This is a genomic window from Bacillus sp. ABA4_010 (genome assembly GCF_056159105.1).
Genome location: NZ_JBSWUN010000003.1, coordinates 3661890 through 3685094, shown reverse-complemented (window position 1 = coordinate 3685094; position 23205 = coordinate 3661890). Strand labels below are relative to the sequence as shown.

Here is a 23205-nt window from a genome sequence, read left to right as displayed (position 1 = left end):
GTTTTGAAAAAAACGTTTTTAATTTCGTTAATGATGATGCTGCTTGTTTCCGCATGTGCTCCTAATTTTAATAAAGAAGAAGAAGTAGTGCAGGAAACGGATTCGAACAAAGAAAAAGCGATTATACCGAAATTTAGTATTTCCGACAGCTATTATCGTACAGTCCTTCCATTCAAATCTGGAGAGGCAAGAGGTCTTGTTGCGGCCAATTTAAATAATCGCCTTGATATCGGTGAATTTGAAACAGGGTTAATGCGATTAGCTCAAGGGGAATTTCCGCCTGATAAGTATTTTTATCAAGAAGGGCAGTACTTGGAAAAAGCAACGGTACAGCAATGGCTAAAGCGAAAAAAGAGTGCGGCGCAGTTAGAAGAGGCTCAACAGAGTTCAAAAGATAAAGAAGTCCAAAACTTAGGGTTGAACCCAATTGACGACGGGCAAGGTTCACTGGAAGATCGGAACAAGCGAAGTCCTCTCTATCTTTCTCATATATTAGAACAAGACTATTTAATTAAAGGGGAAGATGAAAAGGTTCAGCTTGGTGGAGTCGTTATTGGCCTTGCGTTAAATTCTACGCATTATTACACACAGGAGCAAGGCTATCCACGGGAAGTTAAGATTGAACAGAAGGTTTTGGAAGAGGAAGGGAAAAAGATTGCAGAAGAAGTTGTGAAGCGGATGCGGGAAATCGAAGGGTTAAGTGAAGTGCCGATTACAATCGGGCTGTTTAAACAAATGCCGAAAAGCTCCATTACTCCAGGTAACTTTTTCGCGGTTGGAACGGTAGATAAAGGGGATTCCTCGATTGATAAGTGGTCAGATGTGGATGAGCAGTATTATTTATTCCCTTCATCTGATATAACAAAAGATCACCGAGATGATGCGATGATGTTTAATGAATTCAAGGTGAAAATTGAAGAGTATTTCCCGAATTTCACGAGTGTCATTGCGCGAGGATACTACCTTGATGATCAGCTTCAACAAATGACGATTGAGATTCCGATTCAATTTTACGGAAAAGGCGAAGTCATTGGCTTTACTCAATATGTCGCCGGTTTAATGATGGAGTATTTCCCGCCGCATATGTCGACCCAAGTTTATATTACATCAACGGGCGGACCAGAGAGCATTATCGTACGAGAAGCGGAACAAGAAAAGCCGTTTGTTCATATTTATCAATAAGGTCAACGTTGTCGTTGATGACATAAAAGGTAAGAGCTGTCATGGAAACTTTTCTATGGCAGCTTTTTTATGGACAAGAATAAGGTTGTGGTAGTTGTTATATAAAAATAATTTTTGTGGTGTAGGTCGTTTAGTGTTTGAATTAATCAGTATATTCAAGTAGAATGAAAATTGTGAGTTGTATCCGCTTTAATTCGACAACGAGGGGGAAGGGAAAATGGTACCTTACAAACACGAACCATTTACAAATTTTGCAGTAGAAGAAAACAAAAAGGCGTTTCAAGACGCTTTAGCTTATGTGCAAACACAATTAGGAAAAGATTATCCGCTTGTGATCGGCGGGGAATATATTGAAACAGAAAATAAGGTTGTATCGATCAACCCAGCCAATAAAGAAGAAGTGATTGGAAGCGTGTCGATGGCGGACCAAGAATTAGCGGAAAAAGCGATGCAAGCCGCTTTGACGACCTTTGAAACGTGGAAAAAATGGAAGCCGGAGCACCGTGCGAACATTTTATTCCGTGCCGCTGCGATCATGCGCCGCCGCAAACATGAATTTTCGGCGTATCTCGTTAAAGAAGCCGGGAAACCGTGGAAGGAAGCGGATGCTGATACAGCTGAAGCGATTGATTTCTTAGAATATTACGCACGTCAAATGCTGAAGTTAAAAGACGGCATTCCAGTTAACAGTCGTGAAGGTGAGTTTAACCAATTCCATTACATTCCGCTTGGTGTCGGCATTATCATTTCACCGTTTAACTTCCCATTAGCGATTATGGCAGGGACAACAGTGGCGGCGATTGTATCTGGAAATACGGTTTTATTAAAACCAGCAAACTCGACGCCAGTGATTGCGGCAAAATTTGTGGAGTTAATGGAAGAAGCAGGCCTTCCAGCGGGTGTATTAAACTTCGTGCCAGGAAGCGGGTCGCAAATTGGAGACTACTTAGTCGATCATCCAAAAACACGTTTCGTTTCCTTCACCGGTTCTCGTGAAGTTGGTTGCCGCATTTATGAGCGCGCCGCGAAAGTACAGCCAGGCCAAATTTGGTTAAAGCGTGTGATTGCAGAAATGGGTGGAAAAGATACAATGGTCATCGACAAAGATGCCGACTTAGATTTAGCAGCGTCTTCCATCGTCTACTCAGCGTTTGGTTTCTCGGGTCAAAAATGTTCGGCTGGTTCCCGTGCAGTTGTTCACCAAGATGTGTATGACGAAGTGTTAGAAAAAGCCGTTGCGTTAACGAAAACGTTGACATTTGGTAATCCAGAAGATGTGGACACATACATGGGGCCAGTGATTGACGAAAGATCCTACAGCAAAATTATGAATTACATTGAAATTGGGAAAGAAGAAGGCAGACTGATGACTGGCGGTGAAGGAGATGATTCGAAAGGATACTTCATTCAACCGACGATTTTTGCCGACCTTGACCAAAACGCTCGTTTAATGCAGGAAGAAATTTTCGGGCCTGTTGTCGCATTCTGCAAAGCACGTGACTTCGATCATATGATGGAAATCGCGAATAACACAGATTACGGTTTAACAGGGGCACTTGTCTCAAACAACCGTGAGCACATTGAACGTGCACGTGAAGAATTCCATGTTGGAAACTTGTATTTCAACCGCGGATGCACAGGCGCGATTGTCGGTTACCAACCGTTCGGCGGCTTCAACATGTCAGGTACGGACTCGAAAGCGGGCGGACCTGATTACTTGCTTCTTCACATGCAAGCAAAAACAACATCTGAAATGCTATAAAAGAAGAGAATCGATTTTTAATATTTTATGAAGCGTCGTGAAGGGTCAACATCTGTTGAACTTCTTCATGACGCTTTTTTATTAAAGTATTTCTAGTAAACTGTTTAATCGGAAGACATTTTATTAAAATATTATTGAGATGTTCTGTTGGGTGCACTTGTCAGAGCAGGATAAACCATGTTGTCTCTTTGTCGATTTTAGAGTAACTTATGGTTGTTATTTCGTTTGAGAAAGCCTGTTGTACGGGGGGGAAATCCCAAAAAGAGAAATCCGAAAACAGCTGGTGGAAAAGATTGCTTCATGGCGCTAAAGTTTGGTATCATCAGTATATTGTCATGGGACGAATATTCGGAGGTGAAGGAAGATGTCAAGAATTTCAATTGACGAAGTAAAACACGTGGCGAACTTAGCCCGTTTAGCTATTACAGAAGAAGAAGCAGAAATGTTTCAAAAGCAATTAGATGCAATTATTACATATGCAGAACAATTAAACGAGCTTGATACAACAAATATCGAGCCGACTTCACATGTGTTGGCGATGAAGAACGTGATGCGTGAAGATAAGAAAAAAGCAGGTCTGCCGATTGAAGATGTTGTGAAAAACGCACCAGATCATAAAGATGGATACATTCGCGTACCATCCATTTTGGAATAGGGAAGGAGGAACGAATCATGTCATTATTTGACTTAAAAATGTCAGAATTACATAAAAAGTTACATGATAAAGAAATTCGCGTGCAGGACCTTGTGGATGAATCATATGCGCGCATTCAAGCAGTGGACGAAAAAGTAGGGGCTTTTTTAGCGTTAAATGAAGAACAAGCCCGTGCTTATGCAAAGGAATTAGATGAGGCGTTAACAGAAAAGGATGAGTTCGGCTTACTATTCGGAATGCCGATTGGTGTCAAAGACAACATTGTCACAAACGGACTTCGTACAACGTGCTCAAGTAAAATTTTAGCGAACTTTGATCCGATTTATGATGCAACGGCTGTGCAAAAGCTAAAAAGCGCAGAAGCTATCACAATTGGTAAATTAAATATGGATGAATTCGCGATGGGTTCTTCCACGGAGAACTCTGGTTTACAGTTAACGAGAAACCCTTGGAATCTTGAACATGTACCAGGAGGATCAAGTGGTGGGTCCGCTGCAGCGGTAGCAGCAGGCGAAGTATTGTTTGCGTTAGGTTCTGATACGGGTGGTTCTGTTCGTCAGCCGGCTTCTTACTGCGGGGTTGTTGGATTAAAACCGACATACGGAAGAGTATCTCGTTACGGCCTTGTGGCTTTTGCTTCCTCGTTAGACCAAATCGGACCGGTCACACGTACGGTTGAAGATAATGCTTACTTGCTTCAAGCAATTGCCGGAGTGGATCCACTTGATTCGACATCCGCTAATGTGGACGTGTCTGATTATGTTTCTTCGTTAACAGGCGATATTAAAGGCTTGAAAATTGCGGTGCCAAAAGAGTACTTAGGTGAAGGGGTTAGCGAAGAAGTTCGCCAATCTGTTCTTGAAGCGTTAAAAGTATTAGAAGGACTTGGTGCAGTTTGGGAAGAAGTTTCGCTTCCACACTCCAAGTATGCATTAGCCACGTATTACTTGCTGTCATCGTCTGAAGCGTCTGCCAACCTTGCTCGCTTTGACGGTGTTCGTTACGGTTACCGTACAGACAATGCAGAAAACTTAATCGAGATGTACAAGCAAAGCCGCAGCGAAGGCTTCGGAAACGAAGTGAAGCGCCGTATTATGCTTGGAACGTTCGCATTAAGCTCTGGTTACTATGATGCTTACTACAAAAAAGCACAACAAGTACGTACATTAATTAAAAAAGATTTTGAAGATGTGTTTGCGAACTATGATGTTATCATTGGACCGACAACGCCGACACCAGCCTTTAAAATTGGAGAGAAAACAAGCGATCCAATGACGATGTACGCGAACGATATTTTAACGATTCCTGTGAACTTAGCGGGCGTACCGGGCATTTCTGTGCCATGCGGATTCTCCAACGGTTTACCGTTAGGACTGCAAATCATTGCGAAGCACTTTGATGAATCCACGATTTACCGTGTTGCTCATGCGTTTGAGCAAGCGACGGAACACCATAAAGCGAAACCAGCATTGTAAGGGGTGAAAAGAAGATGAACTTTGAAACGATTATTGGTCTTGAAGTACACGTAGAGTTAAAAACAGAATCAAAAATTTTCTCTGGAAGCCCAAATGCTTTCGGAGCAGCTCCAAATACAAACACAAGTGTTGTTGAACTTGGTTACCCGGGCGTATTACCTGTTTTAAACCGCCAAGCTGTTGAATTTGCGATGAAAGCGGCTATGGCTCTAAATTGCGAAGTAGCGACGGATACAAAATTCGACCGTAAAAACTATTTCTATCCAGACAATCCAAAAGCATATCAGATTTCTCAATTCGACAAGCCGATTGGAGAAAACGGCTGGATTGATATCGAAGTGAACGGAAAAACAAAACGCATCCGCATTAATCGTCTTCACTTAGAGGAAGATGCGGGGAAATTGACACATACAGGAGACGGCTATTCTTTAGTTGACTTCAACCGTCAAGGGACACCGCTTGTTGAAATCGTATCCGAGGCAGATATGCGTTCTCCAGAAGAGGCATATGCGTACCTTGAGAAGTTAAAGTCCATTATCCAATATACAGGCGTATCGGACTGTAAAATGGAAGAAGGATCACTACGTTGTGACGCAAACATTTCTCTTCGTCCATTTGGACAAGAAAAGTTCGGAACGAAAACAGAGCTGAAAAACTTAAACTCTTTCGCTTTCGTTCAAAAAGGTCTCGAGTACGAGGAAAAGCGTCAGGAGAAAGTACTTCTTGCAGGCGGAGAAATCCAACAGGAAACACGCCGCTACGATGAAGCGACGAAAACAACGCTTTTAATGCGTGTAAAAGAAGGATCTGACGATTATCGTTATTTCCCAGAACCAGACTTATTGGCACTGTACATTGACGATGAGTGGAAAGCGCGAGTTCGTGCGGAAATTCCAGAGCTGCCAGATGCGCGTCAAAAGCGCTATGTAGAAGAGTTCGGTTTGCCGTCTTATGATGCGAAAGTGTTAACTGTTACGAAAGAAATGGCGGATTTCTTTGAAGCGACAGTTGGTGCTGGTGCGGACGCTAAGCTGGCATCCAACTGGTTAATGGGGGAAGTATCGGCTTACTTGAACGCTGAACAAAAAGAGTTTACAGATGTTGCTCTAACGCCGGACAACCTTGCCGGGATGATTAAATTGATCCAAGACGGGACCATTTCGTCTAAAATCGCGAAAAAAGTGTTTAAAGAGCTCATTGAAAACGGCGGTGAAGCAGAAAAAATCGTCAAGGAAAAAGGACTTGTCCAAATTTCCGACGAAGGGGCACTGCGTAAAATTGTCACAGACGCGCTCGATGCAAACCCGCAATCAGTGGACGATTACAAAAACGGAAAAGAAAAAGCGGTTGGTTTCTTAGTTGGTCAAATTATGAAAGCAACAAAAGGTCAAGCCAACCCGCCGATGGTGAACAAGATTTTATTAGAAGAAATTCAAAAGCGCTAATCCATTAGAAGCCATTTTGCCGAAGGCACAGGAAGGTCTTGCTTCCTGAAAACTACTTGATTATACTGGAACTATTGGATTATTTTTCAAGAAAGAAACGCTGCTCCTTGGTGAGTGGTGTTTTTTTCGTGTAAAATAGAAGCAGACATGTTTGAAACGTATTGCAGTTTAAAATAATAAAGATTAATGAAAAATTCTCTATAGGATGATGGGATATGAAACGAGCACGAATTATTTATAATCCGACGTCAGGGCGAGAGCTGTTTAAAAAGCACTTACCTGAAGTACTGCAGAAATTAGAAAAAGCTGGTTACGAAACATCCTGCCATGCAACAACAGGTGCGGGAGATGCAACGGAAGCGGCACGCACAGCGGTTGAGCGGCGATTCGATCTTGTCGTGGCCGCAGGCGGTGATGGAACAATCAATGAAGTGGTCAATGGAATTGCCGAACAGGAATATCGACCGAAGCTTGGGATCATTCCGGTCGGCACGACGAATGATTTTGCGCGAGCTATTGGCGTGCCGCGAACGACGATTGAAGCGGCCTGTGATGTCATTACAGAGGGCGTGTCTATGCCGATTGATTTAGGCAGTGTGACGAATGAAGGGACGACTCATTACTTCATCAACATTGCCGGAGGCGGCCGTTTAACCGAGCTGACGTATGAAGTGCCAAGCAAACTGAAAACGATGCTTGGTCAGTTGGCTTATTATTTAAAAGGAATGGAAATTTTGCCATCGATTAAACCGGCGAATGTTCGGGTGGAGTATGATGGGAAAATGTTTGAAGGCGAAATTATGCTGTTTTTAGTGTCACTGACAAACTCCGTCGGCGGCTTTGAAAAACTTGTTCCAGACTCGTCTTTGAACGACGGGATGTTTGATTTAATTATTTTGAAAAAGACGAATTTGGCGGAGTTCGTTCGAATTGCGACATTGGCGCTTCGAGGCGAGCATATTCACGATCCGCATTTAATTTATACAAAGGCGAACCGCGTCAAGGTGTTTACAGACGAAAAGATGCAATTAAACTTGGACGGGGAATTCGGCGAGTCGCTGCCTGGAGAGTTCGTCAATTTGTATCAGCATATTGAAGTGTTTATGCCGAAGGAAAAAGCAGAAGCAATGGAGAGAGGCGAAGACCTCTTAGATGTGTAAGTGTTTTGGACAAGCACGTTCAAAAAGAGGGGGTGACGAAAAAGAGATAGGCTCTTTTTCGGTCACCCCCTTCCTTTTCCCACATGTATGAAATGTGGTACAATCAGTTCAGCATTTTAGTAAAGGATGTTCATAATGACGAAACAACAACTGCCAGTTGAAAAGAATGATTATATAGATGTCGTATTTGAAGATTTAACGCATGACGGAGCGGGTGTCGCGAAAGTCAACGGGTTTCCTGTGTTTGTTCCGAACGCTTTGCCAAATGAACGGGCGCAAGTGAAAATCATCAAGGTGAAAAAAGGTTATGCGTTTGGACGATTAGTAGAAACATACGAGGAAAGCGAGCATCGTCAAACACCGCCTTGTCCAATCTATAAGCAATGCGGAGGCTGTCAGCTTCAGCACTTAACGTATGAAGGACAGCTCAAGTTCAAGCAAAAGCAAGTAAAAGAAGTCATGGCTCGTATCGGAGGGCTTCCGCACGTGCCAGTTCATCCAGTATTAGGGATGAACGAGCCTTGGCGTTACCGTAATAAAGCTCAAGTTCCAGTAGGGGAGCGGGAAGGCGGGCTCGTGACCGGCTTCTACCAGCAGCGCAGCCATGAAATCATTGATATGGAAGCCTGTCTGATCCAGCAAGAAAAAAATGATCGCATCGTTCAAAAAGCGAAAGAAATATGTGCGAAATACGGCATCCGTGCCTATGATGAGCAAAAGCACCGTGGTACATTGCGCCACATCATGGCTCGTTACGGCCTTGTGACGGGAGAAGCGATGGTCGTCTTCGTCACGAAAACGGAAGAGTTTCCTCATAAAAACAGCATTATTCAAGAATTGACCGAGGCATTTCCGGAAGTGAAGTCTATCGTCCAAAATGTCAATTCTAAACGAACGAATGTGATCATGGGTGACAAGACGAATGTCCTTTGGGGCGAGGAATACATTTATGACTTCATTGGAGACATTAAATTTGCGATTTCGGCCCGTTCGTTTTATCAAGTAAACCCGGAACAAACGAAAGTATTGTACGACAAAGCATTGGAATATGCAGGGCTGACAGGAGAGGAATCTGTCATTGACGCCTACTGTGGCATCGGTACGATCTCACTATTCCTTGCGCAAAAAGCGAAAAAGGTATACGGCGTCGAAATCGTTCCAGAAGCGATTGAGGATGCGAAGCGCAATGCAGCACTCAACGGATTGGAAAATGCCGAATTTGAAGTAGGCGGAGCTGAAACGGTCATCCCAGCCTGGTATGAAAAAGGCATTAAAGCAGACGTCATCGTCGTCGACCCACCAAGAAAGGGCTGTGACGAAGCCTTACTGCAAACCATCATCGAAATGAAGCCAAAGCGCGTCGTCTACGTCTCCTGTAACCCAGCCACACTCGCCCGCGACCTCCGTATCTTAGAAGACGGCGGTTACGAAACAAAGCAAGTGCAGCCAGTTGATATGTTTCCGCATACGACGCATGTGGAGTGCGTAGCAGTGCTAGAATTAAAATAATTTTATTAAAACCCGTCTCAATTGAGGCGGGTTTTAATATTTACATGACATTTTTAGTTTGGGATTTATTGCTAAATCAGTCTTTTTGGCATTCATCAATATATAAGGTAATTCATGTTTATTTAAAGCGATGACCGTTGAAGTTGGTCAAAAAAATGTGCCGTGCGTCTCGTCATTTCTGAAGGGAGTTGTTTAGATTGGCTCCACTGTTTCGGGGACTGCCCATACATGCGTTTGAACTCACGGCTGAATTGAGAGGAACTTTCATAGCCTACTTCCATAGCAGCTTCGTTCACATTCATTCCTCCAGCTATCTTCATAGCGGCATTGTTTAGTCGCATAGATTTTACAAACTGGATAGGGGACATCGTTGTAGCCTGCTTGAATTTGCGGTGGAATACGGCTCGACTCATCCCAACCTGTGCGGCCATATCTTCAATGGTGACGGTTTTGTCTAAGTGGGAAGATAGATACGCAATCGAGCGGGAGATTTCATTACCGACTCCAAATGCGCGCATAGCGGATTCCCCTGCATCTCCTTTCAAAACAGTGTAGTATAACTCTCGAAGCCTGCTGTCACCAAGTATCGCTGTATCCGTAGGGCTATTTCCTAATTGTAGTAAGCGCAATAGTGCTTCAGTAAATGCATCATCCCAATGAGCAAGTGCCAATCCTTTTGGAAGAGGACCACCTTTGGGCTTTCGGATTGCACCATAGGCGTTTTCCATCTCAATTGCTAGTTCGGTCATTACTTTTGTATCAAGGGAGATATAGACGCCTAGGAGAGGGTTATCTGGAGAAGCGGTTGGGGTCCCTGCTTCCACAGGTATCGACATCGTACAACACATGTATTGACTGCTGTCGTATACATAGGACTTGCCATCCAATATCGCTTCCTTAGCTCCGCTTACGATAGCCACAACAGTGGGTTTATATACCGCTGGGGCGCAGCGAAGTGAGGTGCTAACTCGGAAAAGTTGCACACCCTTTATCCCCGTTTCTATCATGCCATCTTCAGTCATTCTGTTTTCGATAAGTTGTTTGATTTGTTGTTTATTCATGAAACAAGTGTAGCACGATATAACAATCAACTCAACATCGTCGATACAATTAGGCAAGTTTTAGTGATTAATATGCCTAGTTATATCAATGGGTGAGAGTTATGATTGCTTTAGACAGGAAACACTTGCTGATAAACAACATTGGTTATTGACAAAGATATTAAAAAAGAAAATAGAAATTTTTAGGGATGCTTTAATTAAGTATAGAAAAAAGAGCTTGAATAATGGCAAATAATAAAATAGCCCAGTCCAAAAACTGGGCTATTTTATATGTAAATCTACATGTTGTAAAAATTCATTTCGGGCGAGCACGAAGAAGGAAATTGATTTTACAGTATCTTGCTTGTACTGAAATAGTGAAGTTACAACAAAAATTTTCGCTACACCTCTCAATTTGGTGAAAATAAACAGTGCTAATCTGTTTGAAAAAAGGTGCTTAAGCATGGTATAAGTGTAGAAGAAGTATGGACATTTTGTTGTTTGATTTTGGGATAAGGGTTTGACTTAGTAGCCCATCATGAGAGGATTGAATTTGAAAATGAAAGAGAATTTTTGGCGTGATTTACCACGACCATTTTTTATACTGGCACCAATGGAAGATGTGACGGATGTTGTTTTTCGTCATGTAGTGAGTGAAGCAGGTAGACCAGATGTGTTTTTTACCGAGTTTACAAATACGGAGAGTTATTGTCACCCAGATGGGATTCAAAGTGTGCGTGGGCGTTTGGCTTTTACAGAGGATGAACAACCGATTGTAGCTCATATATGGGGAGATAAGCCTGAATACTTCCGACAGATGAGTATCGGTATGGCAGAGCTAGGCTTTCGAGGTATCGATATTAATATGGGCTGTCCTGTACCTAATGTGGCACGACATGGGAAGGGAAGTGGCCTTATTCGTCGCCCAGAAGTGGCAGCAGAGTTAATCCAAGCAGCCAAAGCAGGAGGATTGCCAGTAAGTGTTAAGACAAGGCTTGGCTACACGGAGGTAGATGAATGGCGAGGCTGGCTCACACACATATTGAAACAAGACATTGCGAATCTTTCTATCCATCTGCGTACGAGGGAGGAAATGAGCAAAGTTCCTGCTCATTGGGAGTTGATTCCAGAGATAAAAAAGCTTCGTGATCAGGTGGCACCAGATACACTTTTGACGATCAATGGGGATATTCCTGACCGCCAAACGGGTTTGAAGCTCGTGGAACAATATGGTGTGGATGGAGTTATGATTGGGCGTGGTATTTTCCATAATCCATTTGCCTTTGAAAAAGAGGCGAAAGATCATAGTAGTAAGGAATTGCTTGATCTTTTAAGATTGCATATGGACCTTCATGATAAGTATTCACCATTAGAACTGCGTTCGTTCAAGGCTCTTCATCGCTTTTTTAAGATTTATGTTAAAGGGTTTAGAGGAGCAAGTGAATTAAGAAATCAATTAATGAACACCGAGTCAACAGACGAAGTTCGTGCATTGATTGATGACTTTGAGTCAAAGAATCTTGATGAAGTGCAAAATAATCGAGGTGTTTCTGTTCAAGGTAAAAGTGAAGTAGGACGTTAAGTTAAAAAAGTTAGCGTTTATTCTAGCTGTTAATTGGCGGGAGTGATGTACGGGATTGAACCGGGCTCATTCCCGCCAATTTTTATTAGTAATTGTATTTTCTTTAATTATTTATTGTTCTTCTCTTTTTTAAGCTTTCTTTAAGGTAGGTTGTGTACACTGGCTATGCCCATATATGAATGATTGGAAAAACAGGAGGAAACGATGAAAATTTCAGATAGTTATATGATGCAAAGTACACAATATGTTCAAAGAATGAATAATAGCTCATTACCTTTTGCGAATGCTCAATTAGTTGGAGATTCAAGCGATAGCGGCATGAAAGTCGAGATAAGTGATAAAGGAAGAAGAATGGGTCATATGATGGAAACAATGGGGCAAATGGGTGGTTCCAAAATGGAAGAAAGAATGAAAGAGATGAAAACTTCTATTGAAGAATTAGGGCTTTCTGAGCTGGATCTTGATAGTTTGTCCGATGAAGAAATGACTGAAGTGGCTAAAAACATTCATAGTGTCATGGAGAGCTTTAAGCCTGAACATGCAGAAGGGTTAAACATTGATTTTGATAGTCTGTCAGCAGAAGATATTAAGTCTTATGTGTCTGAATTTAAAAATAATACGTCTGGCGTTCTGGAGTCCATCGGAAAAATGGAAGGTATGATGCAAGGAAGACCTCCAATGGGAGGAAAGCCGCCGATGGGGGATAAAAATCAAAATGCGATTGATGCATATAAAAGCAATGAGGTAACGACTGAAGAAGACGAAGAGTTATTGGAAATGCTAGAGATGTTTATACAAACATTAAATACAGATGAAAACTCGGATGAAGATGAAAATGTTCGTGCGCTTCAGCAATTTGTTAGTGACTATTTATCAATGAAAGCATAATAGTGGTTGGGCACTTATTGTTCTCATATGCAACCGATTTATTTAGAAGAAGGACGTTCATTATAACGTTAAAGAGCTGTTGAATCCGCTCTTTAACGATACATAAGTGGCTGTCATCAACTTTACAAGGGGATGGCAGCCGTTTATGTTTAGAAAGCTTATGCCAGTTTTCTAGCTAGATGATGGCATGTACAAGAAGCTGTCCTATCAATATGAAACGTACCTGCTCCATTTCGGGAAGAGGAAAAGAGTAGTTCATTTTAATGTTTTAATTAAATTTTCTAAGTCATCTATTCGTTGAGTTAATACGTGTATATCGTCTTCTGTAGAGGGCTGTTTTCCTTTTATCCATCTGTAACCAATTTCGCCATTAGGGTCGATTGTGGCATAATCAATATCTCCAATATCTTTAATGCCATGTTGGCGTAAGCGCGCTTCTAATTCCCCCATTGTCATTCGCAGTTTTGTCATATTCTTTTTATTTGCGATGCCTTTTTCAATGACAATGACAGGTTTGCCTCCGATTAAGTCTTCAAAAAACTTACTTTTAAGCATGAGAAATTCAATGGTTAATAAAATGAGCACCATGACTCCCGCAACAGCAAAGTTTAATCCGACGTCCTTTTTAGCAACAGGTTCGATTAGTACTTTTCCAATTGAAATAATGATGACGGTTTGTGCAATCGTCATTTGTGAGATAGACTTTCGGCCTCCCAGCCTCATCAAGAATGTTCCAACTAATACAATTAAAGTGGTTTCCCAAAACCAATGCATCTTATCACCCTTCGCTCACGAATTAAAAGTTTTTTCTTCTATCTTTTTGTTCAATATGTTGTACAGGCATACTATGTTTAGTTAAGAAAGTTAGCAGCACTAGCTGTAACCCTACAGGGACTCGGTTTCTGTCGATCATTGGTTTATAAGGAAACTATGGTATATTGAAAAGACAAGTGTGTGGAAAATATGGAATAACGCTTTAAGAATAAATACAGAAATCATAGTGAGCAAGAGTTGAGCAAACTGTAAGAAGTTTGATAGTCATCTCCCCCTCACATATGGTAGGATTAATCTTTGCATGGAGAAATAATCATTAAAGAACATGCGGTGCAACAGCACGCTTACAGGAGGATTATAAATGGATAATAACGATATATTAATTCGATTACGATATGCATTGAACTTAAAAAACGCAGAGGTGGCAGAGATTTTTCATCTTGGCGGCCAAGATGTGGCGATAACGGACATCTCAAGAGTTTTAACAAAGACGGATTCTGATGAAGCGGAGAATCAAATCCCATGTGATAACCGTATGTTAGATGCGTTTTTAAATGGCTTAATTATTTTCAAAAGAGGAAAGCAAGAACCAAAACCGGGATCGGCGGCACCGGAACCCCCTTCTAATAAAAGTATCAACGTCAATAACCTTGTCTTAAAGAAAGTAAAGATTGCTTTGGCGCTAACAACGGAGGAGATGCTCGAAATCTTTGAAGAAGGCGGTATTGTCGTGACAAAAGGAGAGCTTGGTGCACTGTTGCGAAAAGAAGGGCATAAAAATTATAAAGAGTGCGGCGATAATTTTGCACGTAAGTTCTTAAAAGGGCTAACGGTGAGGTATAGAGATTAACGCATTGTAAAGGTGATGACATGATACATACGTATGCTGGAGAGACGATACGTTTTGAGATAAAGTATAAACAACGAACATCTGTTGGAATGATGATGGATGCGTATGGAAATGTGGAAGTTCAAGCTCCGAAAGGAACATCAGAGGAGACAATTCGCCAGCTGTTAGAGGAAAAATGGGATGTAATCCAGCAAGCCTTGCAGGAAATGAAGGAGCGACTGAATGGAACACAGGAAAAGGTGTATGCGCAAGGAGAGCGGTTTCTCTTTCTAGGGAAAAGCTTGCCGATTAACATTGTTCAAGATCATACCATTGAACAAGATTATGTCGTGTTGGAAGGCAATTGCTTGTATGTCCATGTTCAACAGCTAGAGGATACAGCAATGAAACAAGCGTTAAAGCGGTTTTATTACCAGCAGTGCAAGGCGTTAGTGGAGAAACGTGTACGTCATTATCAACAGCACTTTAAAATGAAGCCACGTTCCATTACGATTTCTGATAGTAAAACAACGTGGGGGACATGTGATTCCAAACAGCAACTCACCTTTAATTGGCGATTAGCGATGGCCCCTATGACAGTAATTGACTATGTCGTCGTTCATGAAATGTGCCACATGGTTCATCTGAATCACGACCGATCCTTCTGGCGCCTTGTCGGGAAGATTATGCCAGATTATAAAGAAAAGGAAAAGTGGCTAGCGTTATCTAATTGGAAAATGACAGTATAGTTACAAGTTCCTCTTTGGAGTGTGCAAGATGAAGGGGAGGGCTAATAAGTCCCCAAAAATAGTTAGCTTTATATTTATGAAGGGTGTCTGAAAAGGAATGATTTTTCTTTTTCAGGCACCCTTTCTTTTTAACTGATTACTTCATTTCTTCGACCCCCGTAAATCGCTCATTCATATGTTCCGAATGTTCAATTTCATCCAATACGGCCATCGCGTAGTCAGCGTAGCTGTTTCCTTCGGAGTTGAAAATAATTTACATTGGCGATAGTGGACAATCTGCCTACGCGGGGAGTGCCTCTGCTATATTTGTATGTTACTCAAATAAGAAGAAAAAATTGGTTGATAAGTAATGAATGTCTAAAACCTGCTGTAGTGTACAGATACGTTTTTTTTGACAAAAATCGTGTGTTTTCTATGGGGAAAACGGGAAATATGCCGATAAATGCGGAAAAATTTTCAAGGTGAATGAAGCATATTTCTACGAAAATAAACATTTTATGATAAAATTATTAAAAAATGTTAATTTTCTGTTAAGTTATTATGAAGATGTTACTGTAAGTGTTACCCATTTGAAGGGGGGATCTTAATGATTAAACCAGTGAAACCGTTAAATGCTTTAGGGCTGCAGCAAGCGTTAACAACTGTGATTCCCGCGCACGTATCGTACTATCAAGTCGTCTTTCTTTGTGTCGGGACAGATAGGTCTACAGGTGATTCTTTAGGTCCGCTTGTCGGGTCTTTCTTAAAAAAGAAAGGGTACAATAATGTTATAGGAACCATTAACGATACAGTTCATGGCCAAAATATAGATGAAAAAATAAAAAACATCCCATCTTATAAAAAAGTAGTCGTCATTGACTCAATGCTTGGGCAGACAAGCTCCATCGGCCGTTTTTTTGCCTTTGAAGGCGGCTTAAAGCCGGGAGCTGGGGTGGGGAAAGATTTGGATTTAATCGGTGATTATTCAATTGCAGGCGTTGTAAACGTCGGAGGCTTCTTTGCTCAGCAAGTGCTTCAATACACAGAGCTGTCGCTTGTGCTGAAAATGGCCGAAGAAATTACAGAGGCAATTGAAGCAAGATTTCCGCTTCCAGAACGGCTCGCTTCTCGGTATGAACTTGATTGGAAGATTACGTCGTAAAGGTGATTTATATTGATTGTCTTTTTTTCTGAAGAAGGACTAACAGGTTTTTTGACCTTTTAGTCCTTCTTTTTTGCGTGTCATTTATTTTGGTTGTTCCATGCTATTCAAGAAGATGGAATATACAAGGTAGATGGAGTTGATGACACTGAGCATGCTCAGTTCTTCAATAATGGGTGATTTATAATGTTCAAGCTTCTTGTTGCTGACAGAAATCAGGTCATTTGCGTTTTGAGCTAGAAATGACTGGCTATCGCCAGTTATAGCGATGATGGGAATGCTTCTTTCCTTTAATATTTTGACAAGCTGGACAATAAAGCGAGTTTCGCCGGAAAACGAAATGACAATAGCGGTATCAGCAGAAGTTAATGACTGGGCCTCTGTCAGTTGGTTTTCATGATTACTATATGCTGCTGAATATTTCCCGAGACGCATAAATTTAAACTGGGCATTTCGAGCAATGACATGGGAAAAGGTCACTCCAAAGAACGAAATCTTTTGGGACTCATGAATTTTTCTTGCGATGTTGAGTAGCTCCTTCGGACGAATCAATTGACTAGTTTCTGCTAGGGAATCTTGAAGTTGTCTGTAATAATCTTCAAGAAGGTCATCATTTATCGTTTGTTCAATTTGCTGAAAAAGTACTTCTGAAACATTAAATTCAATAAAGGACCTTGCATATTCTTTCAACTCTTTAAAGGATATATTTTCAAATCTTTTGCAAAATCTAGTGATGGTAGCTGGCGATGTATGGCAGGCTTCTGCAACATCGTAAATTGACATATGAGGAATTTCCCGTACATTTCTTAAAATATATTCTGCAATAATAATATCTGAGCTTGTATGGTCAGTCGATGATTCAATAAAATTTAATAGTTTTGCTAAAAAATTGTACATGATAAACCTCCGTACCCTGTCATCGTTTCTTACGCTCTATTATATAGCATGTATAAAAAGTTTCGTAAAATGAAACTTTTCTAGTTTCTTACCTTTTCTTTGATAAGATACGGATGAAAGCGATGACAATACTCTCTAGGAGATGATAATATGAAAAAATTTAATGTGTTAATTGTAGGCGGGGGAAGTACATGGACACCAGGCTTATTAAAAAGTATTTGTGTTAGACAAAAAACGTTCCCTATTAATCGTTTAGTCATGTTGGACGTGAATGAAGAGCGACAACAATATATTGGGGAATTTGCTAAAATTCTATTCCAAGAGGAATATCCTGAGCTGGATTTTTCCTATACGACGAATAAAGAAGAAGCTTTTACAGAAGACCTCGATTTCGTCTTAGTTCAGATGCGAACAGGTGGATATGCAATGCGGGAACAAGATGAAAAAATTCCGTTGAGCTTAGGGGTAATCGGTCAAGAAACTTGTGGACCAGGAGGCTTCGCATATGGGATGAGATCCATCAAAGATATGATTGAGCTGGTTCAGGATGTGCGTAGTAAATCGAAGGATGCATGGATTTTAAATTATACAAATCCAGCTGCGATTGTAGCAGATGCTTTGCAACGAGTATTTCCAGATGATAAAAAAATCTTAAATATTTGTGATCAGCCTGAAAATCTTCTTCGTTCATACGGTCGTTTGTTAAACATGGATACAAGAGAGTTTGATCCTGTCTATTTTGGATTAAATCATTTCGGTTGGTTTACAAATTTATATGACCAAGCTGGCAATGACGTACTGCCGAAATTACGAAATATCATTCTAGAAGGCGGATTCCGACCGGTTGACTATGAACAGCGTGATCAATCGTGGTTGGAAACGTATGCGATGGTTGAGCAAATTGTGAGAGATTTTCCTGAATATTTACCGAATACGTATTTGCAATATTATTTGTATCCAGATAAGGTTATGAAAAAGTTGAATCCTGAACATACACGTGCCAATGAAGTGATGGAAGGAAGAGAAAAAAGAGTATTCGAAGAATGTAAACGGGTAATTGAAGCAGGTACATCAAGAGATTCCCATGTTGTGCATAACGATGCCCACGGAGAGTTTATTTTAATTGTGGCGGAATCCATCGCCTTCAATAAAGGAGATAATTTCATCGTCATTTTAAAGAATGAAGGCATTATTGATAATCTTCCGAAGGATGCGATGGTCGAGGTAGCAGCAAGTCTAACTGCCAATGGACCAAGACCTTATGCAGTTGGGGAAATCCCAGCTTTCCATAAAGGCTTAATTGAAGGTCAATTTGCTTATGAAAAATTAACCGTAGAAGCATATTTGGAAGGCTCTTATCAAAAGGCGCTGCAAGCATTGACATTAAATCGTACTATCGTGTCAGCTGCAAAAGCGAGGGAAGTGTTGGATGCCCTTATGGAAGCTAATAAAGGATATTGGCCAGAGTTAAACTGATCCATTGTTCAAAGCAGGGAGTTCTTTTAGTGAACAGTTCTCCTTGCTGTTTTTTCAAAAACAATATGTTATGCGCTTTCAATTTGTTGCTTGCTTTTTAAAAGATTTCATTGGAAACGAGGAGAAATGGATGAAGAAATTTTTTAACTTTGATCTTTTTCAGCGTGTAGGCAAATCATTTATGGTCATTATTTCTTTATTACCAGCAGCGGGGCTTTTACTTGGAATTGGGACGACTTTACAATCACCGTATCTGATAGAATACATGCCTTTTCTTGAAGGGGGAGCTTGGGCTACTTTCGCTTCCTTAATGAAAGGGGCAGGTAGTGCCATTTTTAAAAATCTTGGCATCTTATTTGCAATTGGTATCGCCGGAAGCTGGACTGGAGGAAAAGCTGGAGCGAGTATAGCCGCATTTGTCGGATATGTAGTGATGCATACGGTTATTGGTATTGTATTAGGGATTACTCCAGAAAACGTATCTCAACCTGGTTACACGACAGAACTGGGAATTCCTACATTACAAGTAGGTGTGTTCGGAGGAATTTTAATGGGCTTTGTGGCAGCAGCCTTGTATAAGAAGTATCAAGATTTCAAAATGCCAGAAATGTTATCGTTTTTTGGAGGCACAAGGTTCGTTCCAATCGTAACAGCCGGTGTCTCAATTATTATGGCCTTAATTTTGGCTTTTGTTTGGCCTCATGTCCAACACTTCATTTTTGCAGTTGGTAATCAGCTTGCTGGAGCGAATACACCGCCGGTTTACATGTTTATATATGGCCTCATTGAACGAGCTTTAATTCCGTTTGGTCTTCACCATATTTTTTATATTCCGATTCGCTTTTCGGAGGTTGGTGGATCTTATACGACGCTTGCTGGTTCCATTGTGTCTGGCGATACGGCCATGTATATGGCGCAGCTGGCTGATAAACAAATTAATTCGGCCGTTGAGATTACGGCAGGTCGTTTTATGGCAGGGAAATTCCCATTCGTGTTATTTGGGCTTCCTGCAGTAGCGTTGGCGATGTATCATCTCGCTAAACCAGAGAATAAAAAAGCAGTGAGTGGTTTATTGTTAACAGCGGCCGGAACTGCTTTTTTGACAGGGATTACAGAACCTCTGGAGTTTACATTTTTGTTTGTTGCTCCATTGCTTTATGTTTTTCACTGCTTAATGGCAGGATTGTCATTTATGCTCATGTACATGTTAGATGTTAACATTGGCTATGCTGGCGGAGCTGGCATTATTGATTTTGCGCTGTTTGGCATTTTGCCGGGGGTGGGTGAACCGTGGTGGCAAGTGATTCTTGTAGGCTGCCTGATGGCCGTCGTGTATTATACGGTTTTCCGCTTTGCTATTAGTAAATGGAATTTACTGACACCAGGTCGAGGTAACGAAGATTCGAATCGTTTATATACAAAGCAAGATTATCAAGATAAGGGTAAACATCAGCAGGCGTTAAGTGTATTAGCAGCACTTGGAGGTCAAGAGAACATTAATAATCTGGATGCTTGCATCACGCGTTTAAGAGTAGGTGTGAAGGATAAAAACCAAGTCAATCATGACGAATTGAAATTACTTGGAGCAAAAGGGGTCTTGGAAGTAGGAAACGGTGTTCAAGCTATTTTTGGACCGACAGCAGAGATTTTAAAAAATCAAATCTTAGAGATTATAAATGATAAATCTGCTTAAAGAGATAACTGGTTACAGGTGAAAATCAGTGTATATTAAAATTTTTGAATAATTATAATTCTAGGTGGAGTAATAAAAAATGGGATTTATCACAGGGGAGTTAGAGTGAAAACTGATTTTGTGATTATTGTGTTTACTTGGACCGCATCTATTTTATTACAAGAATCCAGAATATATTATGTAGAAACCTATTAATCAGCTCACTAGAGGAAAAAGCTTTCTGAAAAACTGAGCATGTCGATTTCTGTTTTTCGCTTTAATCATCAAGATATGGAAGAAGCAGATAAGGAAAGCTATTATTTAAAATAGAAATAGACATAAAAGTGAAAGCCATCTTTGCCCGTTATGCGCGTTGGGGCAAGATGGCTTTTTTGTGTTCATTACAAATTTCTTAAATGGTCCATAATGACTTCTGGGTCCAGTCGGTCCATGAAATTTGGATTAACATCAGCAAAGCGCACGGTGGCAGTTTCATCAATCATAAATGTGGAAGGAACGGGTAAAATCCAATAGTTTCCTCCGTGGAAGCCTTCTAAATCAAGCCCCATTGATTCATACAACTTTTTTAAATAAGGCGGTACATCGAATAAGATGTTATATTTGGCTGAGACAAGTCCTTTCGTATCGCTTAACACTTGAAAGCTCAGCTCCTGCTTTTCTTTTTGTGTAAGAGAATGATCAGGTGTTTGCGGACTGACCGCGATGAATTGAGCCCCAATGCTTTGAATATCTGGAAGTGCTTGTTGGAATGAGCGTAATTGGCGGCTGCAATATGGACACCATGAACCGCGGTAGAAGGTTAATACAACGGGTCCTTTTGCTAATTCATCATATAAGTTGACCTTTTCTCCTACTGCATTCACTAAGGTGAAATCGGGGGCTTTATCTCCGACCGATAGGCCAGCTGCCACTCCGCTGTTTTGTACGTCTTTAATCGACTGTTCAATCATATTCCAAACTTCAATGGGACTGTTTGCTTTCATGTTCTCTTGGATGGATGCTAAATCTTGTGCTAATTGACTCATCTTGCTTCCTCCCTTTTATGTACTGTTTTCATTATAGTAGAGAAACGAAAAAAAGACTGTAATCGAGCTCACAGTTTTGACTATTAGCATTATAACGACGCTTTTTTTAAAATTGTGAGATTCTCTGGTTTTGCTAATACGTGAGAGGATACATTATAATAAATAAGCGAGTATGGTAAGAAAGCTCAGTTAATAGGGAGGAAACAAGTTGTTTATTGCTATTTTATTTTTCATGCTCATGTCCTTTTTTCTGTCAGGGAGTGAAACAGCTCTGACGGCAGCTAACAGAATGAAAATACAAACGAGGGCGGAAAATGGGGAGAAAAGTGCCCAAAAGTTGCTTGAACTCATATCAAAGCCGGATGAGTTAATTACGGCTATTTTAATCGGAAACAATATCGCTAATATCATGCTACCGACACTCGTAACCATTGTAGCGATTGAATATGGATTTAATGTCGGACTGGCAACTGGGATTTTAACGGTCGTGTTAATCATTTTTGCTGAAGTATTGCCAAAGTCTGTGGCCGCTACTTTTTCAGAGAAAATTGCTTTTACAGTTGCACCAGTCATTAATGTGCTTTTAATTGTGTTTAAGCCATTGACTTTTTTGCTGTCAACATTTACAAGAGCAGTCATTAGAGCCTTATCAAAAGGACAGGTAGAAGAAGCGACGATTTCCAAGGAAGAATTAAAAACAATGTTGGATATTGCTTCAATAGAAGGAACATTTCAAAACGAAGAAACGCAGCGGATAAAGGGTGCGATTGATTTTTACAGCAAAGATGTCCGTGATGCACTAAAAACACCGAGGATGGAAATTCAAGGAATTCCGTTTGATTCGACGTTTGAAGAAGCGCGCGAGATTGTGCTAACCAATAATTATACAAGGTATCCTGTTTATAAAGAGGATATGGACAATATTGTCGGCGTGTTCCACGCGAAGCTGTTGCTTGAGTGGTCACTGGACCCGACACGAAAATTGGAAGACTTTACGGATAATAAGCCATTGTTTGTCATTGAAACATTATCAATTGAAAAATTATTCAAGATGATGTTGAAAGAGAAGAAGCATTTGGCGATTGTTATTGATGAATACGGTGGCACAATGGGGATTATTAGCCATGAAGACATTATTGAAGCGATGATTGGACAGGAAATTGCCGATGAAACAGATGAAGATGAAGAAGTACTCATTGACGAACTGACGGATTCTCATATCATTTGTCATGGAAAGTTAGCCATTCGCCGTGTGAATGAAGTATTCAAAACGAAAATTCCTGAAAACGAAGATATTTTGGCAGGGTTTCTTTTAAAAGAGCTTGGTCATTTTCCGAAAGAAGGAGAAACGTTAGAATATCACCATCTTCACTTTGAAGTGAAAAAGGTAGAGGAGTATACGATTAAGCAAATCCAAATTGTAAAAAAAACACATCAACCTTAACGCAAGGTGATAATAAGCATGAAAAAGCGGTCACGAACTGAAAGGAAGTGGTGACATGTACCTCAAAATGGATGAAGTGGCGGAATATTTATCGTTGCCTGAATCCTATATTAAAAGCCTTGTGATGCAAGGGAAAATCCGTGCGGTTCACGACGGGACTCAATACTTAATTAACAAGGAGCAGTTTACGAATCATCTTGAGCAAATGGAAACATATAAAAAACTGCTGGCGGAATATTTAAGCGAGCCAATTCCAGAGGATTTGGACGTAAAAGATGAAGATTAAAATCAGATAAGAAATAGCATAATAGGAATGAAACACTGGCGAGCCAATTGGTTAATATTAGGCGTCAGTGTTTTTTATTTTAATGATGACAACAACTAAATTGACAAAATAGGTTTTTCTATAAATTGATATACCACGTGTAAACGCTTTATTATAAGAGTACAACTTAAAGCTATCTTATAGCTTTTGAAAG

The 23205-nt window shown here is 40.7% G+C and carries 20 protein-coding genes and 1 pseudogene; 16 read left to right on the top strand and 5 right to left on the bottom strand.

Going from position 1 to position 23205, the window contains the following annotated elements; genetic code table 11:
- Positions 1–3: 3 nt before the first annotated feature.
- From ACXAEO_RS19400 to rlmD, 7 genes are all read left to right on the top strand, one after another.
- Positions 4–1182, top strand: a complete 1179-nt coding sequence (locus ACXAEO_RS19400) for a CamS family sex pheromone protein (RefSeq protein ID WP_474883814.1) — start codon at positions 4–6, stop codon at positions 1180–1182.
- 217 nt (positions 1183–1399) lie between these two features.
- The gene (gene pruA, locus ACXAEO_RS19395; protein WP_474883811.1) at positions 1400–2944 is read left to right on the top strand and encodes an L-glutamate gamma-semialdehyde dehydrogenase; all 1545 of its coding nucleotides are present in this window, start codon (positions 1400–1402) and stop codon (positions 2942–2944) included.
- A gap of 364 nt (positions 2945–3308) precedes the next feature.
- On the top strand, positions 3309–3599 hold the full coding sequence (gatC, locus tag ACXAEO_RS19390) for an Asp-tRNA(Asn)/Glu-tRNA(Gln) amidotransferase subunit GatC (RefSeq protein WP_474883809.1): 291 nt from the start codon (positions 3309–3311) through the stop codon (positions 3597–3599).
- A 17-nt stretch (positions 3600–3616) separates the two neighbouring features.
- A complete protein-coding gene (gatA, locus tag ACXAEO_RS19385) occupies positions 3617–5074 on the top strand; it encodes an Asp-tRNA(Asn)/Glu-tRNA(Gln) amidotransferase subunit GatA (protein ID WP_474883807.1) in 1458 nt (485 codons plus the stop codon).
- Positions 5075–5088: 14 nt separating this feature from the next.
- Complete coding sequence (gene gatB / locus ACXAEO_RS19380) at positions 5089–6519, top strand: Asp-tRNA(Asn)/Glu-tRNA(Gln) amidotransferase subunit GatB (protein ID WP_474883805.1); 1431 nt, start codon at positions 5089–5091, stop codon at positions 6517–6519.
- A 215-nt stretch (positions 6520–6734) separates the two neighbouring features.
- Complete coding sequence (locus ACXAEO_RS19375) at positions 6735–7679, top strand: diacylglycerol kinase (protein WP_474883803.1); 945 nt, start codon at positions 6735–6737, stop codon at positions 7677–7679.
- Between the two features lie 135 nt (positions 7680–7814).
- A complete protein-coding gene (gene rlmD, locus ACXAEO_RS19370; RefSeq protein ID WP_474883801.1) occupies positions 7815–9188 on the top strand; it encodes a 23S rRNA (uracil(1939)-C(5))-methyltransferase RlmD in 1374 nt (457 codons plus the stop codon).
- A gap of 122 nt (positions 9189–9310) precedes the next feature.
- Here the strand turns inward: rlmD and ACXAEO_RS19365 are convergent, their stop codons facing one another.
- Positions 9311–10171 (bottom strand): AraC family transcriptional regulator, encoded by an 861-nt coding sequence (locus ACXAEO_RS19365; protein WP_474883799.1) that lies wholly within the window; start codon positions 10169–10171, stop codon positions 9311–9313.
- A 616-nt stretch (positions 10172–10787) separates the two neighbouring features.
- On the opposite strand from ACXAEO_RS19365, the gene ACXAEO_RS19360 reads away from it, so the two are divergent.
- A complete protein-coding gene (locus ACXAEO_RS19360; protein WP_474884300.1) occupies positions 10788–11810 on the top strand; it encodes a tRNA dihydrouridine synthase in 1023 nt (340 codons plus the stop codon).
- 204 nt (positions 11811–12014) lie between these two features.
- Complete coding sequence (locus ACXAEO_RS19355) at positions 12015–12698, top strand: hypothetical protein (RefSeq protein WP_474883796.1); 684 nt, start codon at positions 12015–12017, stop codon at positions 12696–12698.
- Between the two features lie 255 nt (positions 12699–12953).
- On the opposite strand, the gene ACXAEO_RS19350 is transcribed toward ACXAEO_RS19355, so the two are convergent.
- The gene (locus ACXAEO_RS19350) at positions 12954–13472 is read right to left on the bottom strand and encodes a DUF421 domain-containing protein (protein ID WP_474883795.1); all 519 of its coding nucleotides are present in this window, start codon (positions 13470–13472) and stop codon (positions 12954–12956) included.
- Between the two features lie 361 nt (positions 13473–13833).
- Here ACXAEO_RS19350 and ACXAEO_RS19345 point away from each other — a divergent pair, with 361 nt between their 5' ends.
- Positions 13834–14322, top strand: coding sequence for a YehS family protein (locus tag ACXAEO_RS19345; RefSeq protein WP_474883793.1), 489 nt, complete (start codon positions 13834–13836; stop codon positions 14320–14322).
- A 20-nt stretch (positions 14323–14342) separates the two neighbouring features.
- Positions 14343–15050, top strand: coding sequence for a M48 family metallopeptidase (locus ACXAEO_RS19340; RefSeq protein ID WP_474883792.1), 708 nt, complete (start codon positions 14343–14345; stop codon positions 15048–15050).
- Between the two features lie 136 nt (positions 15051–15186).
- Here the strand turns inward: ACXAEO_RS19340 and ACXAEO_RS19335 are convergent.
- A pseudogene (locus ACXAEO_RS19335) lies at positions 15187–15279 on the bottom strand (NAD(P)-dependent oxidoreductase); the annotation flags it as partial.
- Between the two features lie 357 nt (positions 15280–15636).
- On the opposite strand from ACXAEO_RS19335, the gene yyaC reads away from it, so the two are divergent.
- The gene (gene yyaC, locus ACXAEO_RS19330) at positions 15637–16191 is read left to right on the top strand and encodes a spore protease YyaC (protein ID WP_474883790.1); all 555 of its coding nucleotides are present in this window, start codon (positions 15637–15639) and stop codon (positions 16189–16191) included.
- 84 nt (positions 16192–16275) lie between these two features.
- Here the strand turns inward: yyaC and ACXAEO_RS19325 are convergent, their stop codons facing one another.
- Positions 16276–17088, bottom strand: coding sequence for a MurR/RpiR family transcriptional regulator (locus tag ACXAEO_RS19325; protein ID WP_474883789.1), 813 nt, complete (start codon positions 17086–17088; stop codon positions 16276–16278).
- A 150-nt stretch (positions 17089–17238) separates the two neighbouring features.
- On the opposite strand from ACXAEO_RS19325, the gene ACXAEO_RS19320 reads away from it, so the two are divergent.
- A complete protein-coding gene (locus ACXAEO_RS19320) occupies positions 17239–18564 on the top strand; it encodes a 6-phospho-alpha-glucosidase (RefSeq protein WP_474883787.1) in 1326 nt (441 codons plus the stop codon).
- Positions 18565–18694: 130 nt separating this feature from the next.
- A complete protein-coding gene (gene ptsG / locus ACXAEO_RS19315; RefSeq protein ID WP_474883785.1) occupies positions 18695–20257 on the top strand; it encodes a glucose-specific PTS transporter subunit IIBC in 1563 nt (520 codons plus the stop codon).
- A 380-nt stretch (positions 20258–20637) separates the two neighbouring features.
- On the opposite strand, the gene ACXAEO_RS19310 is transcribed toward ptsG, so the two are convergent.
- A complete protein-coding gene (locus tag ACXAEO_RS19310; RefSeq protein WP_474883784.1) occupies positions 20638–21282 on the bottom strand; it encodes a peroxiredoxin-like family protein in 645 nt (214 codons plus the stop codon).
- Between the two features lie 208 nt (positions 21283–21490).
- Here ACXAEO_RS19310 and ACXAEO_RS19305 point away from each other — a divergent pair, with 208 nt between their 5' ends.
- Entirely contained in the window at positions 21491–22726 is a 1236-nt protein-coding gene (locus ACXAEO_RS19305) for a hemolysin family protein (RefSeq protein WP_474883782.1), read from the top strand.
- Positions 22727–22781: 55 nt separating this feature from the next.
- Positions 22782–23012 (top strand): excisionase family DNA-binding protein, encoded by a 231-nt coding sequence (locus tag ACXAEO_RS19300; RefSeq protein ID WP_474883780.1) that lies wholly within the window; start codon positions 22782–22784, stop codon positions 23010–23012.
- The last annotated feature ends 193 nt before the right edge of the window (positions 23013–23205 follow it).